This is a genomic window from Pedobacter jejuensis, assembly GCF_003725795.1.
GTDB lineage: Bacteria > Bacteroidota > Bacteroidia > Sphingobacteriales > Sphingobacteriaceae > Pedobacter > Pedobacter jejuensis.
In genome coordinates this window covers 75,548-96,407 of sequence record NZ_RBEE01000044.1, presented here as the reverse complement: position 1 = coordinate 96,407, position 20,860 = coordinate 75,548, and the positions used below count along the sequence as shown (strand labels likewise).

The following is a 20,860-nucleotide window of genomic DNA, read 5'->3' as shown; positions in this document are numbered from 1 at the left end:
AGGTTAAAAAAAAAAGATTCAGCTTCTAAATACAAAAACCTTGTCTCTGTAATTTCGAATGGAGCCAAAGAATTTTTTATTATTTATTTTGGAAATTATCGTTAGCATTTCATTGGGGTTTGCAGCCCTGCCAACCGCTGTAGCCCTCGTAGAAAAACTCGGGGCTGCCGCTATTGTCAGGTTTAAAAACAACAGTTCGTTGTGCATGTGGACGAAACTTCGCACCGTCATTTCGAGCGCAGCCGAGAAATCTTTGTAATATTCAATTTATCCAGTTTCAAAGATCTCTCCATTTCGCTGCGCTCCAGTCGAGATGACGGCAATTAAGTCACCGTCATTTCGAGCGCAGCCGAGAAATCTTTGTAACATGCAATTAAAACTCCTATTGTTTTTTCATAATTCCTTAACAAAAAGATAATAGTATCTAGCTAAAAATCAGCGTTGCCGCATTATATTTTTGCGATTCAGATATTACAAAAAAACCATGAATCCTAAAAAACTGTTTAGCGCTCTGCTAATCGCTTCTGTTGCATTTACAGCTTGTAAAAAATCAGATAATCCCATTGAAGATCCTTCAGAAACCATCATCCCAGAAAACATTTCTAGTTTTAAAGAAATTGCTATGATAGATTTGGGTGGTGTAACTTCAGCAGAAATATCTGCTTACGATCCTTCAACTAAAAAACTTTTTGTTGTAAGTAATGATGGAGGCACAAAAGTAGAAGTGGTAGATTTAAGTACTTATCCCACCCTTACAAAATCTAAAACCCTCACTTTTCCTACAAATGCAGGTATCAATAGTGTTGCAGTTAGTAATGGATTATTGGCAATTGCATTGGACGGCGTAACCAAGCAATCTAATGGCGACATAATTGTGCTAAAAACATCCACCTTAGAAGAAGTAAAAAAAATTAGTGTTGGTGCAATGCCGGATATGGTAACTTTTAGTCCGGATGGCAATTACATTATAAGCGCAAATGAAGGAGAACCTAACGATGAATATACAATTGATCCTGTCGGGTCTGTTTCTGTTATCAATGTTAAAGCTAATTATACAGTTAAAACTTTAGATTTCGCCTCTTTTGAAGGTTCAAAAACTTCACTTGTTGCTGCGGGTCTAAGAATTTACGGACCAAAAGCAACTTTTGCACAAGATATAGAACCAGAATATGTTGCCGTTTCTGCTGATTCTAAAAAGGCTTACATTACCCTGCAAGAAAATAATGCAGTTGCCGAACTTGATGTTGTTGCAGGTACATTAACCAAAATTATGCCTTTAGGGGTTAGAGATATTAGTCTTGCAGATAATGCTTTTGATGTAAGTGATTTGGATGGTAAAATACAACTTGGTGTATGGCCAATTAAAGCATTTTACCTGCCAGATGCAATTTCTTATTTTACTGCAAATGGCTCAAATTATTTGGCTTTAGCAAATGAAGGCGATACTCGTGCTTGGAAAGGTTATGATGAAGAGGGTAGGGTTAAAAGTTTAAATTTAGACCCTACAAAATTTCCAACCGCAACAACTTTAAAGTTAGATGCTAATTTGGGTAGATTAACCGTAACAAAGGCTTTTGGTGATACCGATGGTGATGGTGATTACGATGAATTATACTCAACAGGCGGACGTAGCATGAGTATTATTAATGCAAGTACCGGGCAATTAATTTCTAATGTTGGTAAAGATTTAGAGCAACGTGTTATTGATGCCGGGAAATATGATGATACCCGTTCGGATAATAAAGGAGTTGAAGTAGAAGGTGTTACGGTAGCACAAGTAAATGGTAAAACTTTAGCCTTTATTGGAATGGAGCGTGTTGATATGGTTGCTGTATATGATATTAGTACGCCAGAATCGCCGAAATTTGTTCAATTGTTTTCTACAGGTGATGCTCCGGAAGGATTAATGTTTGTTAAGCCAAAGGATAGTCCGAATGGAAGAAGTTTGCTGATTGTATCGAGCGAAGATGACGGAACAGTTAGATTCTATCAACCAGATAAAGCTTAAAACCAACAATTATTAAATAGCTGGCTTTTGGATTATTTATTGTTTCCAAAAGCCTTTTTTGTTTCAATTTAGTCGCCAGTGAAGTATATTTTACTTTATAAATTTCATCTAATTAATAATTATTTATAAATGATATTTTGCGCTTTATATTTCCGATAGATTTGAAGACCTTTGTGCCAACGATAATGTTCATTTAATCCCGCATTTTGGAAGAGTCTAACGCAAATCAGGAAAATCAAAATCAAACAGTAAAACCTGTAGTAGCTCAAAGTAGTGCAAATAGAACTCGCCTGGCGGTATCTTTATTTTATTTCGGACAAGGAATTGCATTTGCATCCTGGGCAAGTCGTATTCCAGATATTAAACATACCTTAAATTTATCCGATGGGCAATTGGGGAGTATTTTATTAGCGCTTCCTTTAGGTCAGTTGTGTACCATGCCAATTTCTGGTAGGTTGGTAACAAAATATGGTAGTAAAGCAATTTTAACCATCACTGCACCCTTATATGTTTTAGCTTTAACCAATTTAGGTTTAGCAACAGCACCATGGCATTTAGCTGTATTCCTTTTTCTGTTTGGTGTAATTGGTAACATGTGCAATATTGCTGTAAACACGCAAGGTGTTGAAGCAGAAAAGTTGTTTGTAAAACCAATCATGACTTCATTCCACGGAGCATGGAGTATTGCAGGTTTCACAGGTGCGCTAGTTGGTTTATTAATGGTTAATCTCCATATTATTCCATACTATCATTTCTGGATTGTAGTGAGCTTAATTTGGGCGAACGTTTTCTTAAATTATAAACACTTGGTTCCTGGTAAAGGAGCCCCTACAGAACGAAAACCTAAACTTTTCGTAAAGCCGGAGGGTGTATTATTGCAGCTAGGCATAATTGGCTTTTGTAGTATGGCTACAGAAGGAGCGATGTTCGATTGGAGCGGAGTTTATTTTAAAGAAATTGTTAAAGCACCATCTTCTTTGGTGATTTTGGGTTACGCTTCATTTATGGTGATGATGGCAACAGGTCGATTTGTAGGAGACTCAATTATCGCGAAATTAGGGCGAAAACGCACTATACAATTTAGTGGAATTATCATATCAACCGGAATGTTTATATCCGTATTTTTTCCATTTGTTGTAACAGCAACTATTGGCTTTATGATGGTTGGGCTTGGTGTTTCAAGCATTGTACCTACGGTATATAGTGTTGCCGGTAAAAATGGAAAGGTTGCACCAGGAATGGCAATTGCAATGGTATCTAGTGTGAGTTATTTAGGGTTTTTAATGGGCCCGCCATTAATTGGGTATATTTCAGCATTATCAAGTTTGCAATATTCTTATGCTGTAATTGGATGTTTTGGGCTATTTGTTAGCTTTTTGGTAACTAAAATTAAAGCCATTGCTTAAGTATTGGGCTTTGCAATTATCTTGTAAAAGGCCTACGGCTTGAATATCTAATCCGTAAAATTCTTATTTCATTTTTAGATATACGATAAGAAATTCTATAATTTGAAATTTCAAATGCATAAAAGCTTCCATCATTATTAACCTTTAATCTATCTATCTGGAAAACTTCTAATTTTTTGGGAAGCGACTCGATTTTATGAAGAATTTGAAATTCGATCTTTGATGCGTAATCTGTCAAATTATTATCTTCTAAATATTCTACAATATCTAGTAATTGCTTAATGGCTCTTTTATTCCATTTAATTTCCATTAAATGGTTTTTCTACGTTTTTCAAAAAGAAGGGTTACATCATGGTGAGAAATATAGTTTCCGTTCTCAATTTCTAAATCAGCTTGCTCTATTTCTTTATTGTATTGATGTAAAAATTCAGCTTCTAAAGATTCTGGATTTTCATTTAAACCAGCTAGATATTTATAATTCAAGCTATCTAAAAAAGCAATTAATACTTTTTCTTCTTGTTCATTTTTAATGTTAACCAATACGCTCATATACAAATTTAACAAAAATTTAAAACATTAACTAGACGCCTATTATCTTAGTTTTGCCTTGTAAAAGGCCTACTTAACATAACAAAATTTTAATTTATCATTCCGGTTTCTTCACCAGATTATATTCTTTTAACACGGCAACGGCTATTTCAATCAGTCTTAAGTTTTCATCTATATGACCATGTTGCACTTCAACATTGATATAAGGAATGTTATTTTGCATGGCATAAACAGAAAGTGAACCATCGTTTTCTACAAATTTTGATTGTAGCATAACATTCACATTTGCTTTTTTAAAGCTATTAAAAAGCCTTACATCAGTAACATATACCATGTCATCTCCATCCATTTCGAAGTTGATAAATACTGAATCCGCTGCGCTTGAAAGATCATAACCCGGTAAATATGATGATATACCAAAACCGCCATCTCCATTGTTATGAAGCGTTAAAATGTAGCCTAAAGATTTAGGGTTGTAGAAATCAATAATTTGCTTACCGGCACTATTTAAAGCCTTCTCTACTTCGTTAGAACTAAATTCATCTTTCTTTAAGCGTGTGTTAATACCTCGTTCGGTGTAAATTGCATTTGGGTCTATCCGATAAACATCATCCATGTAGGTAAAATTATAATCACGCACACTGCCATACTGACTATCAATAATTTCGCCGCCATTCCAACGAATGTAATCGAAACCTGCTTTTACGCCTGTATCTTCATTATCATGTACAACCAAAAACCGTATGCCATTTGGTTTATAGCTATATTTTACCAAAGCAATATCCAAATCGTAAATTTTAATAAAAGATGAATCGGATTGCATGGCATCAAAAACTGGTGGGTGCTGAGCATTTGCGACGAAAACGATTAGTGCCAGAATTATTTGCGGGATAATTTTAAACATAAACTAATATACAAGATTTGATATTATTTGTTTGGATTGGTGCTTTACAAACTAAAATCAAGATACAATAAAAATGAATTACGGTTAAACTTAACATAAAAAAAGCTGCCCTTGGGTAAAGGCAGCTTTATATAATTGTTAATTTTTGATGTTAGTGAGTGGCATCTATATCATATTCTAAAACATCTTTATGGTCGTATGGTTCTTCCATCAACTCATCAATTGTTTTGCCTTTTTTGTTGAAACCTAATTTTTCTAAAATAATATCAAAAATTAAGTAAACAACAGGAACTACGATAAGGGTTAAAAATAGAGAACTGGTTAATCCACCTACAATAACCCAAGCCAAACCGTTTTTCCATTCTGCACCTGCACCACTTGCTAATGCAATAGGAAGCATACCAAAAATCATGGCAATGGTTGTCATTAAAATTGGGCGTAAACGAGCATGGTTGGCTAAAATTAAGGCATCTACTGTCGATTTTCCTTCGGCCTTCATGTGGTTGGTAAAATCGACAAGGATAATTGCATTCTTCGCAACCAAACCCATTAGCATAATAAAACCTAATATGGTAAAAATACCGATTGAATTATTGGTTAAAGCCAATGCTAAAAATGCTCCAATTAATGCTAATGGCAGAGAGAACATTACCACAAGCGGATAAACAAAACTATCATAAAGCGCAACCATAATTAGGTAAACCAAAATTATCGAAGCTAATAATGCAATACCTAAAGTACCAAATCCTTCAGCCTGATTTTCTTCATCACCACCCCATGTATAGCTTACACCAGTTGGTGCTTTTAGCTTGCCACTTTTTTGTTGGTCGATTAACTTTTGTTTAAACTCGGCAACGATTGTTCCTGTTGGCCTACCAATTGATTGTGCTTGAACAGAAACTGATGTTGATTTATTTAAACGCTCTAACTGACTTGGACCTGAACCTTCGCTAATTGTAGCAAACTGTGATAATTTAATTTGTGCGCCTTTATCGTTTACGAAAATAAGGTTACGTACATCATCAATATTCTTCCTGTTAAAGTCTTGGTACTGGATGTTAATATCGTATTCATATTCTCCCTTTCTGTATTTACCATCTGTATTACCGGCAAATGCAGTTTGCATGGTAGAACCTACCGTTGCAAGCGTTAAACCAACGGCCGACATTTTATCTCTATCAACCTGAACATTAATTTCAGGCGTTCCTTTTTCTACAGAAAGTTTAATCTCAGTTGCTCCAGATACTGTTCCGAGTAAAGCTTTTGCACCTTCGGCATATTTTAAAGCACTATCTAAATCAGAACCCATAACCACCAAACTAATTGGTGCATTTTCGGCAATACCCAATATACTAATTGGCACTGTTTTTACCTTTGCTCCAACCAATTCTTTAGCCAAAGCACGGCTCATTTTGGTAGCGAAAATATCTGATGAAACTCCTTCACGTTTATCACGCTCAACCAGTTTTACATTTATTTCTGATTTGTATGCAGTTGCTTGTGTTCCACCAAAATCACCACTGGCCTGACCAACAGTTGTAATTAATTGTGTAATTTCTGGCTGTTTAGATAAGAAAGTTTCTGCTCGTTGCGTAAAAAAGTTGGTTTGCTCTAGTGGCGCATCTTTTGGTAACTCAATTTGCACCAAAAACTCTCCTTTATCCGATTTAGGGAAAAACTCCGAACCAATAAATCCGGCTCCGGCCAACCACATTGCAGCAACGAATAATACTACTACAGCAGCAATTGTACGTCTCTTATGATTTAAAGACCAGGTTAAAATTCCAGTAATCCAAATGGTGAATTTTTTTAATTGTCTTTCGAACCAAAGAATGAAACGACCGAAAGCGTTTTTGCCTTCTATGTGTTCTAACTTACCAAATCTTGAGTACAACAATGGCACAATTGTAAACGAAGCAAATAATGAAAGCAACGTAGCAATAATTACTACCACACAAAACTGACGAAGGATATTTGATACCAAACCCGAGCTAATTGCAATAGGGAAAAACACTACAACAATTACTAAAGTGATGGATACAACGGTGAAACCAATTTCGCGGGTTGCATCAGATGCAGCTCTTACTTTGTTTTTACCCATTTCCATGTGGCGTTGGATGTTTTCCAATACCACAATCGCATCATCTACCAGGATACCTACTACGAGCGATAAACCAAGTAGCGACATTAAGTTTAAGGTATAACCTAATAAAGAAACCCCAATAAATGTTGCAATTAACGATGCTGGAATAGATACCATTACAATTAACGCATTTCTTAAACTATGTAAGAAGAAAAGCATTACAAAAGCTACCAGAATTACAGCTAAAAATAAATCGTGAATAACCGCGTCAGCAGATTCTAAAGTGAAAATAGAACTATCGTTAACGACTTTAATGTCTAATTTATTTGCAGCATATTCGGTTTTAAGCTTTTCGATAATTGCATGTACACCTTTACTTACTTCTACCGCATTCGCATCACTTTGTTTAATAATTTGAATCGCAATTGAAGCTTTCCTATTAATACGTGCTAATTTTTCGGTTTCTTTTTGCGAATCCTGAACGTCGGCAACATCGCCTAAACGGATTTGTGCACCTTCTTTTGATGTTGTTAAAACCAGGTTTCTTAATTCTTCAATGCTTCTGTATTTACCTGATAAACGAATTAATACATCTTGGTTTTCTGTCTTAACACTTCCGGTAGGGAAATCAAGATTGGAACTTAAAATTAATTGCTGAACCTGAGGAACCGAAAGATTATAACCTTGAAGTTTATCAGCATCTAACGATACTTGAATTTCACGTTCAGAACCACCAATTAAATTTACTTGAGCGATACCGCTTACCCTCGAAATTACCGGAGCAATACGTTTGTCGATTAAATCGTAAAAGGTGATATCATCCATATTTGCCGAAGCCGACATGGTGATAACCGGTAAATCATCCAAAGAGAATTTACTAAGTGATGGTGTTTTAACATCATCTGGTAAATCAGAAAGTATAGCATTAACTTTACGTTGCGCATCATTTAATGATATATCGATGTTCGCCGCATCTGTTAAAGTTATCGTTACTGTTGATAAACTTTCAAATGAAACTGCGTTTATTTTTTTAATATTTTCCATTGAGGAAACCGCATCCTCAATTTTTTTGGTTACCGTATTTTCAACCTCGGCTGGCGATGCACCAGGGTAAATCGTCGAAATGGATACTACATTGTTGGAGAATTTTGGAAGCAATTCATAACCCAACGAAAAGTAACTTAGCAGCCCAAGTAGCGTAAGTGCGGTAAAAACCACAATTACCAGCGAGGGCCTTTTTATAGATATGTCTGTTATCTTCATTTTTTTGCTTATTGTTTTAGAGGAGAAAAATCTACACTTATGTAATGATTTGCACCCTTTTTTAATCCCTTAGCTTTTAAGGCTACGGACTTATAACTTATAACTTTATACTTATAACTTATTTAACAATGCTTACGGCAGTACCTTCAGCTAAGTTTATTTGTCCGCTGGTAATTACGGTTTCACCCTCTTTTAATCCATCTAAGACTTCCACGTTATCGCCCAAAATACGTCCAGTAATTACTTTACGTAATTTTGAAGTGTTGTTAGCAGTATCATAAACAAAAACCTGGTTGCTACTTACACTACCCACAAATGAGGTGCGGGGAATTAGAATACTTGGTGCTTGTTTAGGGAAGTTAAATACTGCAGTGCCATACATACCTGCTCTTAAGCTACTTTTTGCCGAATTCGAAACTTCAATTTCAATTGGGAAATTTAAAGTTGCATCAGCTTTGGCAGCTATAAAGGTTACTTTTCCTGAGAATTTCTCATCAGGAAAAACTGAAGATTTAATTTCAATCTGGTCGCCAATTTTAAGACTTGCAACCTGCGATTCGTTAACATTTACTTTAAGTTTTAACTTAGAAACATCAACAATTTCAAATAACTGGGTTCCTTGCGCAGTTACGAAAGCACCAACCTCAATATAGCGTTTGTTAATAATTCCGTTAATTGGCGATTTAATGTTCGCATCACTTAATTTACGTTGCGAAGCTTGTAAACGTAATTTTGCATTTCTGGTAGCCAGTTTTGCCTGGTCTAATTGTTGTTGCGTTACACCGCCGGTTTCGTAAGAACTTTGGTATCTGGCTTCATCTCTTTTTGCATTATCATATGATGCCTGAGCTGTTTCACGGTCTGTATTGATAATTTCAGCATCAATACGAGCTAGAACTTGGCCTTTACTTACGCGAGCACCTTCATCAACATAAATTTTTGAAACGCGACCTGCATTTTCTGATAAGAAGTTTAATTCTTGCTTCGGAACAAAATTTCCGTTTGCAACAAAATCTAAGTCAACAACTTTTTTCTCTACTTTTGCAACACGAACTGCAACAGCACCACCGCCTTTAGCAATGAAAGCAGTTTTCTCTTCATTTTTCTTCTTGTTGTTACTTAAAACATAAGCTATTGCGCCAAGGGCAACAACAATTACAACGATTATAATTATTACTCTTTTCATTTCTATTGTACTAGCGATTTAATATTTCCGTTTGATTTGATTAATTGTATTTCAGCAACTTTATAGTTTAGTAAAGCCTGAGTATAACTGTTTTGGGCTTCTGTTAATGCGTTTTCTGTATCGATTAAATCCGTTAAAGAAGCTAAGCCGTTATTGTAATTGTTTTGAGTGCTTTTGTAAATTTCCTGCGCTAAATTGGCATTTTTACGTTGCGAATTTATCGTGTTTAAGTTGTTGCGCAGTTGAATTTTTGCGTTCTCATAAGCAAGATTTAAAGAGTTTGTAGATTCCTTTCTATCTTCTTGTGCTTTTTTAATGTTCACATTAGCTTGGCGAATTTTAGAACGGGTAAGAAAACCATTAAAAATTGGCACTTTCAAACTTAATCCTATTGCCGATGAACCAAAACCAATCGCAGTAGCATTCGAATTTAAAAAGTCGAACCCATTGCTTTGGCTAGAGTATGTATAATTTCCTGATAATGATAAGGATGGATAATATTCTGCTACATAAGCCTTACGTTGCAGCGCCAAAAGTTTATCTTGATTATCTAAGAGTTTAACTTCTGTTCTATTTGTTAAATCAACAGAATCTGTAAGAACAGGTAGTTGAGTAACTTCTGTTAGTTCTGTTGCAGGTAAACTAATAGGCGTAGAAACCGGCATGCCCATAGAAAATTTTAATTGGTTTTCTAATTGAGTAATGCCATTAATCACCTGCTCACGCTGTGTGTTTAAATTTGTAAGGTTTACGTTAATACGATCTACATCAATTTTTCTAGCTAAGCCATTTTTGTACTGGTTGCTAACAATTTTCTCAACCACTTTAACATTTTTAATGTTAGTGTCGATAACGTTTAATTGCTGTCTGTTAACCAAAACCTGGTAATAGTTATTTGCAACCAACTCAATAATTTGTTCTTCAGTTAATTGCGAAGTTAAATTGTAATATTCTTCACTAGATTTTGCAGCCTGTAAGCCTGTAAAAACCTGCTGGTTAAACAATTGTTGAGAAAGTTGAACGCCAGCAGAAGAATTCCATTTCTGACCAAACTTAAGCGTTTGCAATTGTCCGCCGAAATCTACTACCTGCTGACCAATAATTGGGTTGTAAGTTAAACCCGCAGTACCCGAAAGTGTAGGTAATGCTTGTGCTCTTACTTCTTCTACCTTGTATCTTCCACCTTCAATATCCAATTTTGCCTTCCGCAATTTGGTATTGTTTTGAAGCGCAAAGGTTAGCGCATCTTTCAGGGTTAGCTGTTGTTGTGCAGCTGCCAGTTGAGGTAAAGCAATGCCAGTAATTAGTATGAGCATTAATTTTACCATTTTTACTTTAAGCATAATGTATTGTTTTTTTGTTTTTGGGTTCTTATTAGTATCAAGTAGCTAGTATCAGGTATCAAGACCTGCAACTGGGCAACTTGGTTATTGTGTTATTGGTGTTTTCGTTTTTCGTTCTTGGTTTTTCGTCCTTTTATTTCAGCTTTCTTATTTAATCTTGAGTCTCAACCTCAATCTCGGTCTCATTCTTAACCTTGTCCTCAGTCTCAACCTCATTCTCAACCTCAACCTCATCCTCATTCTTAACCTCAACCTCATCCCTCAACACTTCAACCCTCTAATAAATATAGAAGATAGGTCTTTTTGCTTCTGGGTCATTTTGTTCACTGCTTTTTTATCAGGCAATAAATCTTTGCCGAGTTCAATGATGCACATATTTGTTAAGCCCATTAAACTCTCTAAATAAAGTTCGGCTACATGCGACATATTTTCATGTTTGATTTCGCCTTTTTCTTGGGCTCTTTCGAAAATCTTAGCATAAAAAACTTTCTCCGAATTTTTAAGTGATGTAAGTTTTTCTTTTAAAGTATGGTCAGTAAAAATATCTGGAATGCCTTCCGAAATCCTAAGCATAAAGTATTTCATAAAAAATGAATTGCGGATATCAATCGTTTGAAACAATGTATCTTCAACCGCTGCATCCGGATTGTACTTCTTTTTTAGTGCATCAAAATAATCGGTAAATACTTTTTCTATTACCCCAACAATAAGACTCCTCTTATCAGGAAAATAATAGTAAAGAGATGGTTTTGAAACAGATAAATCTTCTGCGATATCATTCATGGTTGTTTTATTTATACCAAAATGGATAAAGCGTTTTATAGCACCTTCAATAATTTGTTCTCGCTTTTTATCGGCTACAATCATTTTACTTTTCTACTTTCTGACTTTTTTAATATTTTAGTCAAAAATAGATCTAAAAATTCATTAGTTAATCAATTGATTAGAAAACACTTGTATCGTTACAATTTTATGACATTTAAAACGGTTTGCGTTGGTTTATATATCTTTACAAACTAAATTATAGAATTTTGCAAGTCTTATTAAATGTAGGTATTATATTGCTAACCATAGTTTTTATGGAATGCCTTTCGTGGTTTATTCATAAATATTTATTTCACGGGGTCTTATGGTTTATGCATAAAAGTCATCACGAACACAACAAATCGTTTTTCGAGTGGAATGATCTATTTGCATTTCTATTCGCCGGAATTTCTCTTTATTTAATGTTCATCGAACGAGATAATTTTGGATACCGATTTTTTATAGGGCTTGGAATAAGCTTATATGGCATTATATACTTTATTATTCACGATTGGTTTGTGCACAGAAGATTAAAACCTTTAAAAGCAATAACACTTATTTAAAAGCAGTTCGCAAGGCTCACAAAGTTCACCATAAAAATATGGGGAAGAAAAACGGGAAAGCTTTTGGATTACTGTTTGTTAGAAAGAAAATATTAAATTAATATCCAATTAAGATGAGAAAACTTTTCATAGTAGCTTTTCTGGTATTTACAGTTCAATTCACCTATGCCCAATTCAAAATTACATCTCCTGTAAAGTGGAGCTACGCAGCTAAAAAAGAAAAAAGTGGCGAGGCAACCGTTTATTTAAAGGCTACAATAGCAGAAGGTTGGCACATCTATGCGCAAAATGGTGTTGCCAAAGCACTAATAACAAGCTTTAATTTTTCAAATGGTAATGGTTATGTCCTCGTAGGTAAAACCATCGAACCGAAACCTTTAGTAAAATTTGAAAAAGTATTGAAAGCCAATGTCAGTTATTTTGAACACACGGTTGTTTTTCAGCAGAAAATTAAAATGAAATCAGCCAAAGTTAGCGTTGCAGGCAAACTAGAGTTTACGGTATGTAATGCTAAAGAATGCCGCCCTGCAGAAGAAGTTCAATTTAACATTCCTGTGAGTTAATAGCTAGATCCCTATGAAAAGATACATCTCATTATTATTTTTTATCTCGGTTATTCTAGCATCTTGCGTTAAAAAAACCGATAAAGACCGAGCAATAGATTTAGTAGAATCGAAATATGAAAGCAGTACCCAAAAACTCGATTTTGAAAACTCCAGTTTTGATAGTCTTTATAATATTTCTCCTAAAGCTTACGCCGATAGTATAAAGAAAGGCAATGAATTGGATTCAGTTCTTGCTGTTTTAGAAAGTGAAATAGAGCATTATGCCCACGTAGAATCTGATAGTGTTGGGCAGATAAGTGCATCACTTACAAAGCAAAGGTATCGCTTGTTAGATCTAGCTAAAACTAAACCTAAGTTTATAGGTTGGAAATTATCAGGCATAAAAATTAAAGGCGATCAATCTGAAACATTAAGCTTTAATTTCGATAAGGCCATAAGTAAGATAACTCCATAATTAATTTTGGTGATTATATACAAAGCTAACCAACAATAAAACCACTTCTTAAAACATTAAATAGCCTTTTTAATCAATTAGGCTATTTTTATATATTATCGAAACCAATTATCAAATTAATTGTTACATTTGTCGTGTTCAATTAATTCTTAGTTTGCTATGTCCGAAACAAGATACAAAACAATTATCGATTTAGTTAAAGTCTTTCCCGATGAAAGAGCATGCCACCAATATTTAGCGGGGCAACGTTGGGATACAGGCGAAATCATTTGTCCGCACGATGGATGCGGTCATAACCAATCCTATGTCTTTTCCGATGGAATTAGATACAAGTGTAAGAAATGCCAAACTTTATTTACCGCAAAGACTAATACATTCATGGAGGGTTCTAAACTATCTACTATCAAATGGATGCTTGCTATGTATTTAGTAATGCACAAGAAAGGTATTAGTAGCGTTCAATTAGCCAAAGATGTTGGAGTTACTCAAAAGACTGCATGGTTCATGTTACAGCGTGTTAGATGGGCTTTAGGTAATGAGGATGAAGATATGTTATCTGGCGATGTAGTTTCGGATGAAACATTTGTAGGAGGCAAAAATAAGAACCGCCATAGAGATAAGAAAGTTGAACAATCGCAAGGACGAAGTTTTAAAGACAAAACGCCTGTTCTTGGTTTAATGCAAACCAACGAATATGAATTGGTAGATGGAGAAAGAATAATAACTAAACATTCAAAAGTTAAATGCTTTGTTGTTAAGGATACCAAAGCTAAAAGTATTCAACCTTTAGTTAAAGCTAATGTAAAAGCAGGTAGTAATTTCACTTCTGATGAATGGCATGCCTACAGAGGTTTAAACTCTGATTACAACCATCAAGTTGTTGACCACGGAAAAGGGCAATACATGAATGATTTAGGTTATACTTCAAATGCTATTGAGGGATTTTGGGGTCAATGTAAACGTTCTATAATTGGTATATATGTTAAGCCAACAAGGAAACATTTACAAAAATACTTCAACGAATTTTCTTTTAGACATAACTATCGTAATTTGGCAATTCAAGAACAAATTGAAACGATAATAGGTAACATGGTTTGTAGATTGAAATATAAAGATTTGATAGCATGAGTAAAATACTAAAAGCAGAGTATGGCTCTGATAAAACACCTTTAATAATTGGGGAGATTGAAATTCCTTGCTATGTGCTATCAGATGGTACACGTGTGCTATCAAGAAATGGTATGCAAAAAGCAATAGGTTATAAAGGAACAAGTGGAGATTGGTTAACTAATTTCGTAGGTTCAAAAGCAGTTTCAAAGGTGATTAAACCAGAAATTTCCGCTGGTCTTTTTGAGGTTATTGAATTTCAAAGAAATAATGCAGGCGGTTCTGCTACAATGACTTACGGATATGAAGCTACCAAGCTAATAGACTTTTGTGATGCGTTAATAGACCTAAAAAAAGCTGGCGTTTTAAAGCCTAATCAAATAGTTTATGCAGACCAAGCAGAAATAATCATTCGTTCTGTAGCTAAGGTAGGTATCATAGCCTTGATTGATGAAGCTACGGGTTACCAATATAAAAGAGAAAGTAATGAGTTACAGGTAATATTAAAAACTCTTATTTCTGATGAAATATTAGCATATCAAAAACAATTTCAACTTTCGTTTTATAAAGAGATATTCAAACTTTGGAACATTCCATTCACACCTGAAAACATTAAACGAAAACCAAGATTCATTGGACATATAACCAATAGGTATGTATATTCTAACTTACCAAAAGGGTCTTTTGTATTGGAAGAACTTAAGAAAAAGACACCAAAAAATGAAAAGGGCAATTATAAGGTTCAATTCCATAGGTCTTTAACTGATATAGGTAAAGAACATTTGAAGAAAGTTCTCTATACAGTTGAAGCGTTAGCCTCTATATCAGAAGATAAAAAAGCTTTTGATAGATTTATACAAGAAAAATATGGGCAAAAAGAAATACCATTTTCAGACTTGGACGATTTAGATAATGAACCCGACTCTCCAAAAGGAACGCCACCGCCAAAAAAGATTAGCAGTGGCGACACTGCATACGACGATAAGTTCAATAAAGCATTAAAGAAAGGAAAGCCAAAGGATTAGTCTTTGGCTTTTTATTTCATAAAACGCTCAGGAGCATCTTTAGAATATTTTCTTACAAATTCATTCTCCGTTCCATAATCGCGATAACCCTTTTTTACAAGCATCTGCCAAGTAATGTAAGCTTCCATCCAATTTTGCAATCTTTCATTGAATTGGGTAAAAGTCCCGAAGTTACCTTCTGTATATCCTGCATTCATTAAATCGTTATAAACTTTTCTAACTTCTTTATCTGTAGCATAGAATGTTTTCAATTTCACTTTAGCCTTTACATGAGTTTCTTCTTTTTTATTGAAAATCTTATTTACATAAGGGTTGGTAACAGTTAAACATATTATTAGAGTAAATATAATTAACAGAATCCAATATGGAATTTTGACAGTAGACTTCATTATTTTCGGTTATTTAGATTTGATATAATAGGTAAAACAATCAACACAAAAATTACTATAATATCAATAGTTTGCCATTGCTGTTTCTTAATAACCAACGGTATTATAGGGTTGAAAACTATTGCCAAAGAAACATACACAATACTTAATAAATTCCTTGATAAAAATGCCATGTAAATAAATATTATCATCAACGCTATTTTCATAAACTGATAATAGTAATAAGGCATTTTTAAATAAGAAATTAATAGTAATACGATTGATATAACCGTTAGTGTGAGTAGAGTTCTTCTAGTTGTGCTCATAAGTTCCAATAAGCTTTTTAAGTAAAGAAGCGTGGAACTGTAGTTCCTATCCGCACTTGAGGTTCTGGTAAACCTTTACAGCAAAATAAGTGACAGCCCACGCTTTTGACGTGAACGACAACTTAAATTCCTTGCTGTATTTGTTGAATTTACCAGATTCCAAGTGCAAGAATAAAAGCTAACGCTTCTATTTTTAATAAATAATTCTACTATATACTATTTCAATTCATAATGGTATTTAACGATAAAGAGTATTACTACCAAAAGTAAATTACCGCATTAACAATGTTTACGGATAACCGTAAAACTAACAAATTCACAGATTTATTTACAATTTAAACTTTACAAAAATGAAAACGAAAAACACTTTACCTATTTTCCATTTTTTATATGTTCCAAATATTCCTCTTCCGAGAATGGTTCAGCTAGATTCTTTGACCTTTGTAAAATCCGAAGATATTCACGAAAATAAATCTCTTGAGTGTTCGCTAAATCATCATAATATTGAGGACGATAAAAACGGTCTAACTCCGTTTGTTTCAAATCTCTATAATTTAGGTCATTTGCAATCTCTGACAATAAGTCAAGAAAAAAAGAATTGGCATTTGCGTTATGTTGAGAATGCGGATTCAGACTATCAAAATAAGCTCGCCAAGCTATACGCACCTTCTTGTTGTCCTGAAAAACAACATCAATCTGATTCAAACAATCAGCAAGATCAATAGATGGCGGAACTTTTCTACGATTAGCCATAATTCCTAAGAACAATTTTAGTTTTGCCTGGTTTTTAGAGTCCCTATCTTGAAGTTTTTTACCTACATAGAATATTAGTATAGGTATTAGAGTTACGGATATTATTTCTCCATAGTCTTTTAAAAATTGAGATACATTCATAATGATTTTAATTTAGACAACTAATATAAACATTTACTCAAAGCTTAGGTTAGCTTTGTATATAATTACCTTAATTTTTATTTTACTTTTGTGCACAACACAAAATTTATGCTTCAGATTCAACAAAATATTTCTCTTAAACCATTTAACACTTTTGGAATTGATGTAAAGGCAGCATTTTTTGCAGAAATATTTAATGTAGAAGATTTAAAAGCTCTATTTAATAAAGATATCACTAAAACGCAAAAGCTATTGGTTATTGGTGGTGGAAGCAATATTTTATTTACTCAAGATTATGATGGTCTTGTTGTAAAAATAAGCATCTCTGGTATAGAATCATTAATCGAAGGCAATACGGTAAAGGTTACAGCAGGAGCAGGAGTGGTTTGGAATGATTTTGTAAACTACTGCGTTGCGCATAATTTTGCCGGTACTGAAAACTTAAGCTTAATTCCTGGTACAGTAGGTGCCTCTCCAGTTCAAAATATTGGGGCTTATGGCGTCGAGTTAAAAGATATTTTTCATAGCTGCACTGCTTTCGAAATCGAAACTGGTAATATTAAAACATTTAATTATGATGATTGCCATTTTGGTTACCGCGAAAGCATTTTCAAAGGCGATTTAAAAGGTAAATACATTATTACCTCGGTAACATTTAATTTAAAAACAGAAGCTGTCATTAATACTTCTTATGGAGCAATAGAAACAGAATTGCAAAAAAGAGGAATCGAAAAGCCCAATATTGCCGATGTTTCTGCTGCGGTATCACATATTAGAGTAAGTAAATTGCCTGATCCATCAACGATAGGCAATGCAGGAAGCTTTTTCAAAAACCCGGTAATTGAAAAGTATGAATTTGCAGATGTTGTTTCCAATCACCCGGACGTAGTTCACTACCCAACAGCAGATGGAAAAGTAAAGTTGGCCGCTGGTTGGTTGATAGAACAGTGCGGTTATAAAGGCAAAATTGCGGGAAATACGGGTACCTGGAAAAATCAGGCTTTGGTTTTGGTAAATCATGGAAATGCATCTGGCACAGAAATATTTAATTTTTCTGAACAAATTATAGACAGTGTAAAGTCTACTTTTGGAGTCACTTTGGAACGTGAGGTAAATATACTGTGACGAATACGGTGCCGTAGGTAGTTTTACGGTTTTGGCACCGTGCCAAAAATTTTTGGTACTAAGTTTGTTTAGGTTTAATAAGAATAAGACGCAATTTTTTGTTTTTTTAAATCTTACCCTAAAGCTAAAACATCATGACCAAATTTGAATTCAACCATCTAGTTAACCATCACTCTGTATCCCTTAGATCTTACGCTTTAAACTTTACAAAAGATGCTGAAGATGCAAATGATCTTGTTCAAGATACGATGCTTAAGGCGATTACATACTACAACAAATTTAAAGAAGGTACAAACTTGAAAGGTTGGTTATTTACCATCATGAAAAATACCTTCATTAATAACTATCGCCGTTTAGTTAAAACAAATACATTAATTACCCAAAGCGAAGATATTTCTTCTGCAAATCTTTGTTTCAGCGCAACAAAAAACCAAGCTGAAAGTAAATTTGTATTAGGCGATATTGATAAAGCATTAGCACAATTGCCACAAGAATATTATGTTCCATTTATCCGTTATTTCGAAGGGTTTAAATATCACGAAATTGCAGATATGTTAAATATTCCAATTGGAACCGTTAAAACTCGTATTCACGTTGCTCGTGGTATTCTAAAAAAATATTTAAAAACATATTCTAAAGATATTGCAATTGCAGAAATGGCATAGAATTTCAATTATAACATTGAGGCCCTGAAATTACTTTCAGGGTTTTTTTTGCTTATTTTTTTTAAGCGGTGCTGCAGTAGTTAATCGGTCGCAGCAGTCCCGCTATCATTCCATTCCGTTTTCGATGAATAATCGAAGAACGGGAATTCCATTCTATCGGGGCTATTTAACTTGGTTAAGTGTAAGTAATAAAGGTTGTTTGGCATGCGTCGAGTTATGGTTAATTTAATGCTTATTTTTTGAAGCAGTCCCGCTATCATGCCATATTCGATGTAGAATCGAAAAGCATTAATTCCATTCTATCGGGGGCTATTTAACTTGGTTAAGTGCAATTAATAAAGGTTGCCCGGCATTCGGCAATAAATTATTGTTATTAGGAATTGTGTCGATACAAAGCCTGAAATCTTAATCGTTTTAAAAAGCAAAAGGCCGGGAAAAAATTCCTGGCCTTTTTGCTTATCATATATTTGGTTAGTTGATTCTTATGTTTTATTTCAACAATAGTCTTTCTCTCTTATTTCGAAACAAATGCAAACCTTAACTAATAATGCTTTTAAAGGTTGTTTTGCAATGTTTTTGTTTTGTGGTTATAAAGATAAGGGAAATTTTATATTTGTCAAGCTTTTTTTAACTTTTTTTTTATTTCTTTTGCAACCACTTGTCCAGATATGATTGCAGGCGGTACACCAGGACCTGGAACGGTAAGTTGGCCAGTATATAAAAAATTTGTTACCTTACTTTTCATGCTAGGCTTAAGGAAAGCCGTCTGTTTCAATGTGTTTGCTAATCCATACGCATTACCTTTAAATGCATGGTAGTCTTCAACAAAATCATTCATGGCATAACTTCGTTTAAATATAATGCTATCACTGATATCGTTTCCGGTTAAATCTTTAAAGCGTTTTACCAGTAAGTTAAAGTATTCTTCTCTTTTGCTTTCGCTATCTTCCAAATCAGGTGCAATCGGAATCAAAAAAAACAAGTTTTCGCAACCTTCTGGTGCAACACTTAAATCGGTAACAGACGGGCAACAAGCATAAAATAGTGGTTTAGTTGGCCATTTAGGTTCGGTATATATTTCTTCTGCATGTTCATCAAAATTTTCATCGAAGAATAAATTATGGTGAAGAATATTATTTAACTTTTTATTTAAACCAATATAAAAAAGTAGGCAAGATGGCGCCATGGTCCGTTCATCCCAATATTTTTCATCGTATTTCCTAAATGGTTTATCTAAAAGTTGTTGCTCAATATGATGATAGTCGGCATTGCCAACAACAAAATCTGTTTTAAAATTTCCCTTATTGGTTATAATTTCTTCGGCAATATTATTTTTTACCTCAATTTTAGTTACTTCAGTGTTAAAAATAAACTTAACACCTTGTTCTTCGGCAATGGTTTGCATGGCTTCAACAATTTTATGCATGCCACCAAGCGGATACCATGTTCCTAAAACTAAATCGGCATAGTTCATTAAACTGTACAAAGCTGGTGTATTTTGAGGTGTGGCACCTAAAAACAATACAGGAAACTCTAATAGTTTTCTTAATTTCTCATTTTTAAAAAGCTGGTGTACATGTTTACGCATGTTTCCAAGCAATTGCAGCTTTATGCCACTTACTGCTAGTCTTGGGTCGAAATACTCCATAACACTATGCGATGGTTTGAAAACATACTCATTCATCCCAACATCGTATTTGTATTTTGCCTGTGCTAAAAAGGAATCTAAATTTTTACTGCTGCCCGGCTCTAAATCTTCGAAAAGTTGATACAAATTTTGCAAGCTAGATGGAACATCCATGGTATCATCTTTACCAAAATAAATTCGGTAAGATGGACTTAATCTTTTTAGTTCATAGAAATCGGCTGCAGTTTTGCCGAATATTTGATAATAGTTTTCAAAAACGTCAGGCATCCAATACCAGCTTGGTCCCATATCAAATAAAAAACCATCTTTTTCCCAGGTTCTGGCTCTTCCGCCAGCCATTTCATTTTTTTCAATAACTGTAACATCGAAACCATCTTTAGCCAATAAAGCGGCAGCGGATAAGCCCGCAAAACCTGCTCCAATGATGGTTACTATAGGTTTTTTATCCATTGTATAAAGAAAGGGATTTTTCGGCAATATTTTTTTATGGAATTATGATTTTGGGTATAATATCTACTACTCGTAACAGCGTATTTTTGTAAAATATTGATATTTTAGCCTATTAAATATCCA

At 34.2% G+C, this 20,860-nt stretch carries 20 protein-coding genes; 8 read left to right on the top strand and 12 right to left on the bottom strand.

Annotated features, from left to right (window positions below):
* The first annotated feature begins 484 nt into the window (after positions 1-484).
* Together D7004_RS18365 and D7004_RS18360 are read left to right on the top strand one after the other, a co-directional pair.
* Positions 485-2,008, top strand: a complete 1,524-nt coding sequence (locus D7004_RS18365; protein WP_123207290.1) for a choice-of-anchor I family protein — start codon at positions 485-487, stop codon at positions 2,006-2,008.
* Positions 2,009-2,214: 206 nt separating this feature from the next.
* Entirely contained in the window at positions 2,215-3,414 is a 1,200-nt protein-coding gene (locus D7004_RS18360) for an MFS transporter (RefSeq protein WP_123207289.1), read from the top strand.
* A 16-nt stretch (positions 3,415-3,430) separates the two neighbouring features.
* On the opposite strand, the gene D7004_RS18355 is transcribed toward D7004_RS18360, so the two are convergent.
* From D7004_RS18355 to D7004_RS18325, 7 genes are all read right to left on the bottom strand, one after another.
* Positions 3,431-3,724, bottom strand: coding sequence for a type II toxin-antitoxin system RelE/ParE family toxin (locus tag D7004_RS18355; RefSeq protein ID WP_123207288.1), 294 nt, complete (start codon positions 3,722-3,724; stop codon positions 3,431-3,433).
* The gene (locus D7004_RS18350) at positions 3,724-3,963 is read right to left on the bottom strand and encodes a hypothetical protein (RefSeq protein ID WP_123207287.1); all 240 of its coding nucleotides are present in this window, start codon (positions 3,961-3,963) and stop codon (positions 3,724-3,726) included. Before D7004_RS18350 ends, D7004_RS18355 begins: the two co-directional genes overlap by 1 nt.
* A 97-nt stretch (positions 3,964-4,060) precedes the next feature.
* Entirely contained in the window at positions 4,061-4,867 is an 807-nt protein-coding gene (locus D7004_RS18345; protein WP_123207286.1) for a hypothetical protein, read from the bottom strand.
* 151 nt (positions 4,868-5,018) lie between these two features.
* Positions 5,019-8,213, bottom strand: coding sequence for an efflux RND transporter permease subunit (locus D7004_RS18340; RefSeq protein ID WP_123207285.1), 3,195 nt, complete (start codon positions 8,211-8,213; stop codon positions 5,019-5,021).
* Between the two features lie 118 nt (positions 8,214-8,331).
* Positions 8,332-9,399 (bottom strand): efflux RND transporter periplasmic adaptor subunit, encoded by a 1,068-nt coding sequence (locus tag D7004_RS18335; RefSeq protein WP_123207284.1) that lies wholly within the window; start codon positions 9,397-9,399, stop codon positions 8,332-8,334.
* Between the two features lie 2 nt (positions 9,400-9,401).
* The gene (locus D7004_RS18330) at positions 9,402-10,742 is read right to left on the bottom strand and encodes a TolC family protein (RefSeq protein WP_123207283.1); all 1,341 of its coding nucleotides are present in this window, start codon (positions 10,740-10,742) and stop codon (positions 9,402-9,404) included.
* Between the two features lie 261 nt (positions 10,743-11,003).
* The gene (locus tag D7004_RS18325; RefSeq protein WP_123207282.1) at positions 11,004-11,609 is read right to left on the bottom strand and encodes a TetR/AcrR family transcriptional regulator; all 606 of its coding nucleotides are present in this window, start codon (positions 11,607-11,609) and stop codon (positions 11,004-11,006) included.
* A 613-nt stretch (positions 11,610-12,222) separates the two neighbouring features.
* Between D7004_RS18325 and D7004_RS18315 the strand changes: the two genes are divergently transcribed.
* The 4 genes from D7004_RS18315 to D7004_RS18300 all read left to right on the top strand — a co-directional run bounded on the left by D7004_RS18315 (position 12,223) and on the right by D7004_RS18300 (position 15,261).
* Positions 12,223-12,672 (top strand): protein-disulfide reductase DsbD domain-containing protein, encoded by a 450-nt coding sequence (locus tag D7004_RS18315; protein WP_123207281.1) that lies wholly within the window; start codon positions 12,223-12,225, stop codon positions 12,670-12,672.
* A 13-nt stretch (positions 12,673-12,685) separates the two neighbouring features.
* A complete protein-coding gene (locus D7004_RS18310) occupies positions 12,686-13,129 on the top strand; it encodes a hypothetical protein (RefSeq protein WP_123207280.1) in 444 nt (147 codons plus the stop codon).
* Positions 13,130-13,288: 159 nt separating this feature from the next.
* Positions 13,289-14,257 (top strand): IS1595 family transposase, encoded by a 969-nt coding sequence (locus D7004_RS18305; protein WP_123207279.1) that lies wholly within the window; start codon positions 13,289-13,291, stop codon positions 14,255-14,257.
* The gene (locus D7004_RS18300) at positions 14,254-15,261 is read left to right on the top strand and encodes a P63C domain-containing protein (RefSeq protein WP_123207278.1); all 1,008 of its coding nucleotides are present in this window, start codon (positions 14,254-14,256) and stop codon (positions 15,259-15,261) included. Before D7004_RS18305 ends, D7004_RS18300 begins: the two co-directional genes overlap by 4 nt.
* A gap of 11 nt (positions 15,262-15,272) precedes the next feature.
* Here D7004_RS18300 and D7004_RS18295 read toward each other — a convergent pair whose 3' ends face one another.
* The 3 genes from D7004_RS18295 to D7004_RS18285 form a co-directional block, all read right to left on the bottom strand.
* Positions 15,273-15,650: a hypothetical protein gene (locus D7004_RS18295; protein ID WP_123207277.1), complete on the bottom strand. Its 378-nt coding sequence runs from the start codon at positions 15,648-15,650 to the stop codon at positions 15,273-15,275.
* Positions 15,650-15,955 (bottom strand): DUF6804 family protein, encoded by a 306-nt coding sequence (locus D7004_RS21335; protein ID WP_407946548.1) that lies wholly within the window; start codon positions 15,953-15,955, stop codon positions 15,650-15,652. The genes D7004_RS18295 and D7004_RS21335 overlap by 1 nt, the downstream gene beginning before the upstream one ends.
* Before the next feature lie 372 nt (positions 15,956-16,327).
* Complete coding sequence (locus tag D7004_RS18285) at positions 16,328-16,849, bottom strand: DUF6680 family protein (protein WP_123207275.1); 522 nt, start codon at positions 16,847-16,849, stop codon at positions 16,328-16,330.
* A 108-nt stretch (positions 16,850-16,957) separates the two neighbouring features.
* Here D7004_RS18285 and murB point away from each other — a divergent pair, with 108 nt between their 5' ends.
* Together murB and D7004_RS18275 are read left to right on the top strand one after the other, a co-directional pair.
* Positions 16,958-17,974, top strand: a complete 1,017-nt coding sequence (murB, locus tag D7004_RS18280) for a UDP-N-acetylmuramate dehydrogenase (RefSeq protein ID WP_123207274.1) — start codon at positions 16,958-16,960, stop codon at positions 17,972-17,974.
* A gap of 134 nt (positions 17,975-18,108) precedes the next feature.
* Positions 18,109-18,639 carry an RNA polymerase sigma factor gene (locus D7004_RS18275; RefSeq protein ID WP_123207273.1) on the top strand — a complete coding sequence of 177 codons (531 nt, stop codon included), beginning with the start codon at positions 18,109-18,111 and terminating at the stop codon, positions 18,637-18,639.
* 80 nt (positions 18,640-18,719) lie between these two features.
* On the opposite strand, the gene D7004_RS20770 is transcribed toward D7004_RS18275, so the two are convergent.
* Complete coding sequence (locus tag D7004_RS20770) at positions 18,720-18,899, bottom strand: hypothetical protein (protein ID WP_167459535.1); 180 nt, start codon at positions 18,897-18,899, stop codon at positions 18,720-18,722.
* A gap of 356 nt (positions 18,900-19,255) precedes the next feature.
* Positions 19,256-20,737 carry a phytoene desaturase family protein gene (locus tag D7004_RS18270; RefSeq protein ID WP_123207272.1) on the bottom strand — a complete coding sequence of 494 codons (1,482 nt, stop codon included), beginning with the start codon at positions 20,735-20,737 and terminating at the stop codon, positions 19,256-19,258.
* Between the last annotated feature and the right edge of the window lie 123 nt (positions 20,738-20,860).

Excerpts from the sequence above, each read along its gene's own strand:
- murB (WP_123207274.1), top strand. The coding sequence starts at position 16,958 with ATGCTTCAGATTCAACAAAATATTTCTCTTAAACCATTTAACACTTTT.
- D7004_RS18355 (WP_123207288.1), bottom strand. The coding sequence starts at position 3,724 with ATGGAAATTAAATGGAATAAAAGAGCCATTAAGCAATTACTAGATATT.
- D7004_RS18335 (WP_123207284.1), bottom strand. The coding sequence starts at position 9,399 with ATGAAAAGAGTAATAATTATAATCGTTGTAATTGTTGTTGCCCTTGGC.
- D7004_RS20770 (WP_167459535.1), bottom strand. The coding sequence starts at position 18,899 with ATGATAGCGGGACTGCTTCAAAAAATAAGCATTAAATTAACCATAACT.
- D7004_RS18310 (WP_123207280.1), top strand. The coding sequence starts at position 12,686 with ATGAAAAGATACATCTCATTATTATTTTTTATCTCGGTTATTCTAGCA.
- D7004_RS18315 (WP_123207281.1), top strand. The coding sequence starts at position 12,223 with ATGAGAAAACTTTTCATAGTAGCTTTTCTGGTATTTACAGTTCAATTC.
- D7004_RS18325 (WP_123207282.1), bottom strand. The coding sequence starts at position 11,609 with ATGATTGTAGCCGATAAAAAGCGAGAACAAATTATTGAAGGTGCTATA.
- D7004_RS18285 (WP_123207275.1), bottom strand. The coding sequence starts at position 16,849 with ATGAATGTATCTCAATTTTTAAAAGACTATGGAGAAATAATATCCGTA.
- D7004_RS18270 (WP_123207272.1), bottom strand. The coding sequence starts at position 20,737 with ATGGATAAAAAACCTATAGTAACCATCATTGGAGCAGGTTTTGCGGGC.
- D7004_RS18330 (WP_123207283.1), bottom strand. The coding sequence starts at position 10,742 with ATGCTTAAAGTAAAAATGGTAAAATTAATGCTCATACTAATTACTGGC.
- D7004_RS18340 (WP_123207285.1), bottom strand. The coding sequence starts at position 8,213 with ATGAAGATAACAGACATATCTATAAAAAGGCCCTCGCTGGTAATTGTG.
- D7004_RS18295 (WP_123207277.1), bottom strand. The coding sequence starts at position 15,650 with ATGAAGTCTACTGTCAAAATTCCATATTGGATTCTGTTAATTATATTT.
- D7004_RS18275 (WP_123207273.1), top strand. The coding sequence starts at position 18,109 with ATGACCAAATTTGAATTCAACCATCTAGTTAACCATCACTCTGTATCC.
- D7004_RS18345 (WP_123207286.1), bottom strand. The coding sequence starts at position 4,867 with ATGTTTAAAATTATCCCGCAAATAATTCTGGCACTAATCGTTTTCGTC.
- D7004_RS18305 (WP_123207279.1), top strand. The coding sequence starts at position 13,289 with ATGTCCGAAACAAGATACAAAACAATTATCGATTTAGTTAAAGTCTTT.
- D7004_RS21335 (WP_407946548.1), bottom strand. The coding sequence starts at position 15,955 with ATGAGCACAACTAGAAGAACTCTACTCACACTAACGGTTATATCAATC.
- D7004_RS18350 (WP_123207287.1), bottom strand. The coding sequence starts at position 3,963 with ATGAGCGTATTGGTTAACATTAAAAATGAACAAGAAGAAAAAGTATTA.
- D7004_RS18365 (WP_123207290.1), top strand. The coding sequence starts at position 485 with ATGAATCCTAAAAAACTGTTTAGCGCTCTGCTAATCGCTTCTGTTGCA.
- D7004_RS18300 (WP_123207278.1), top strand. The coding sequence starts at position 14,254 with ATGAGTAAAATACTAAAAGCAGAGTATGGCTCTGATAAAACACCTTTA.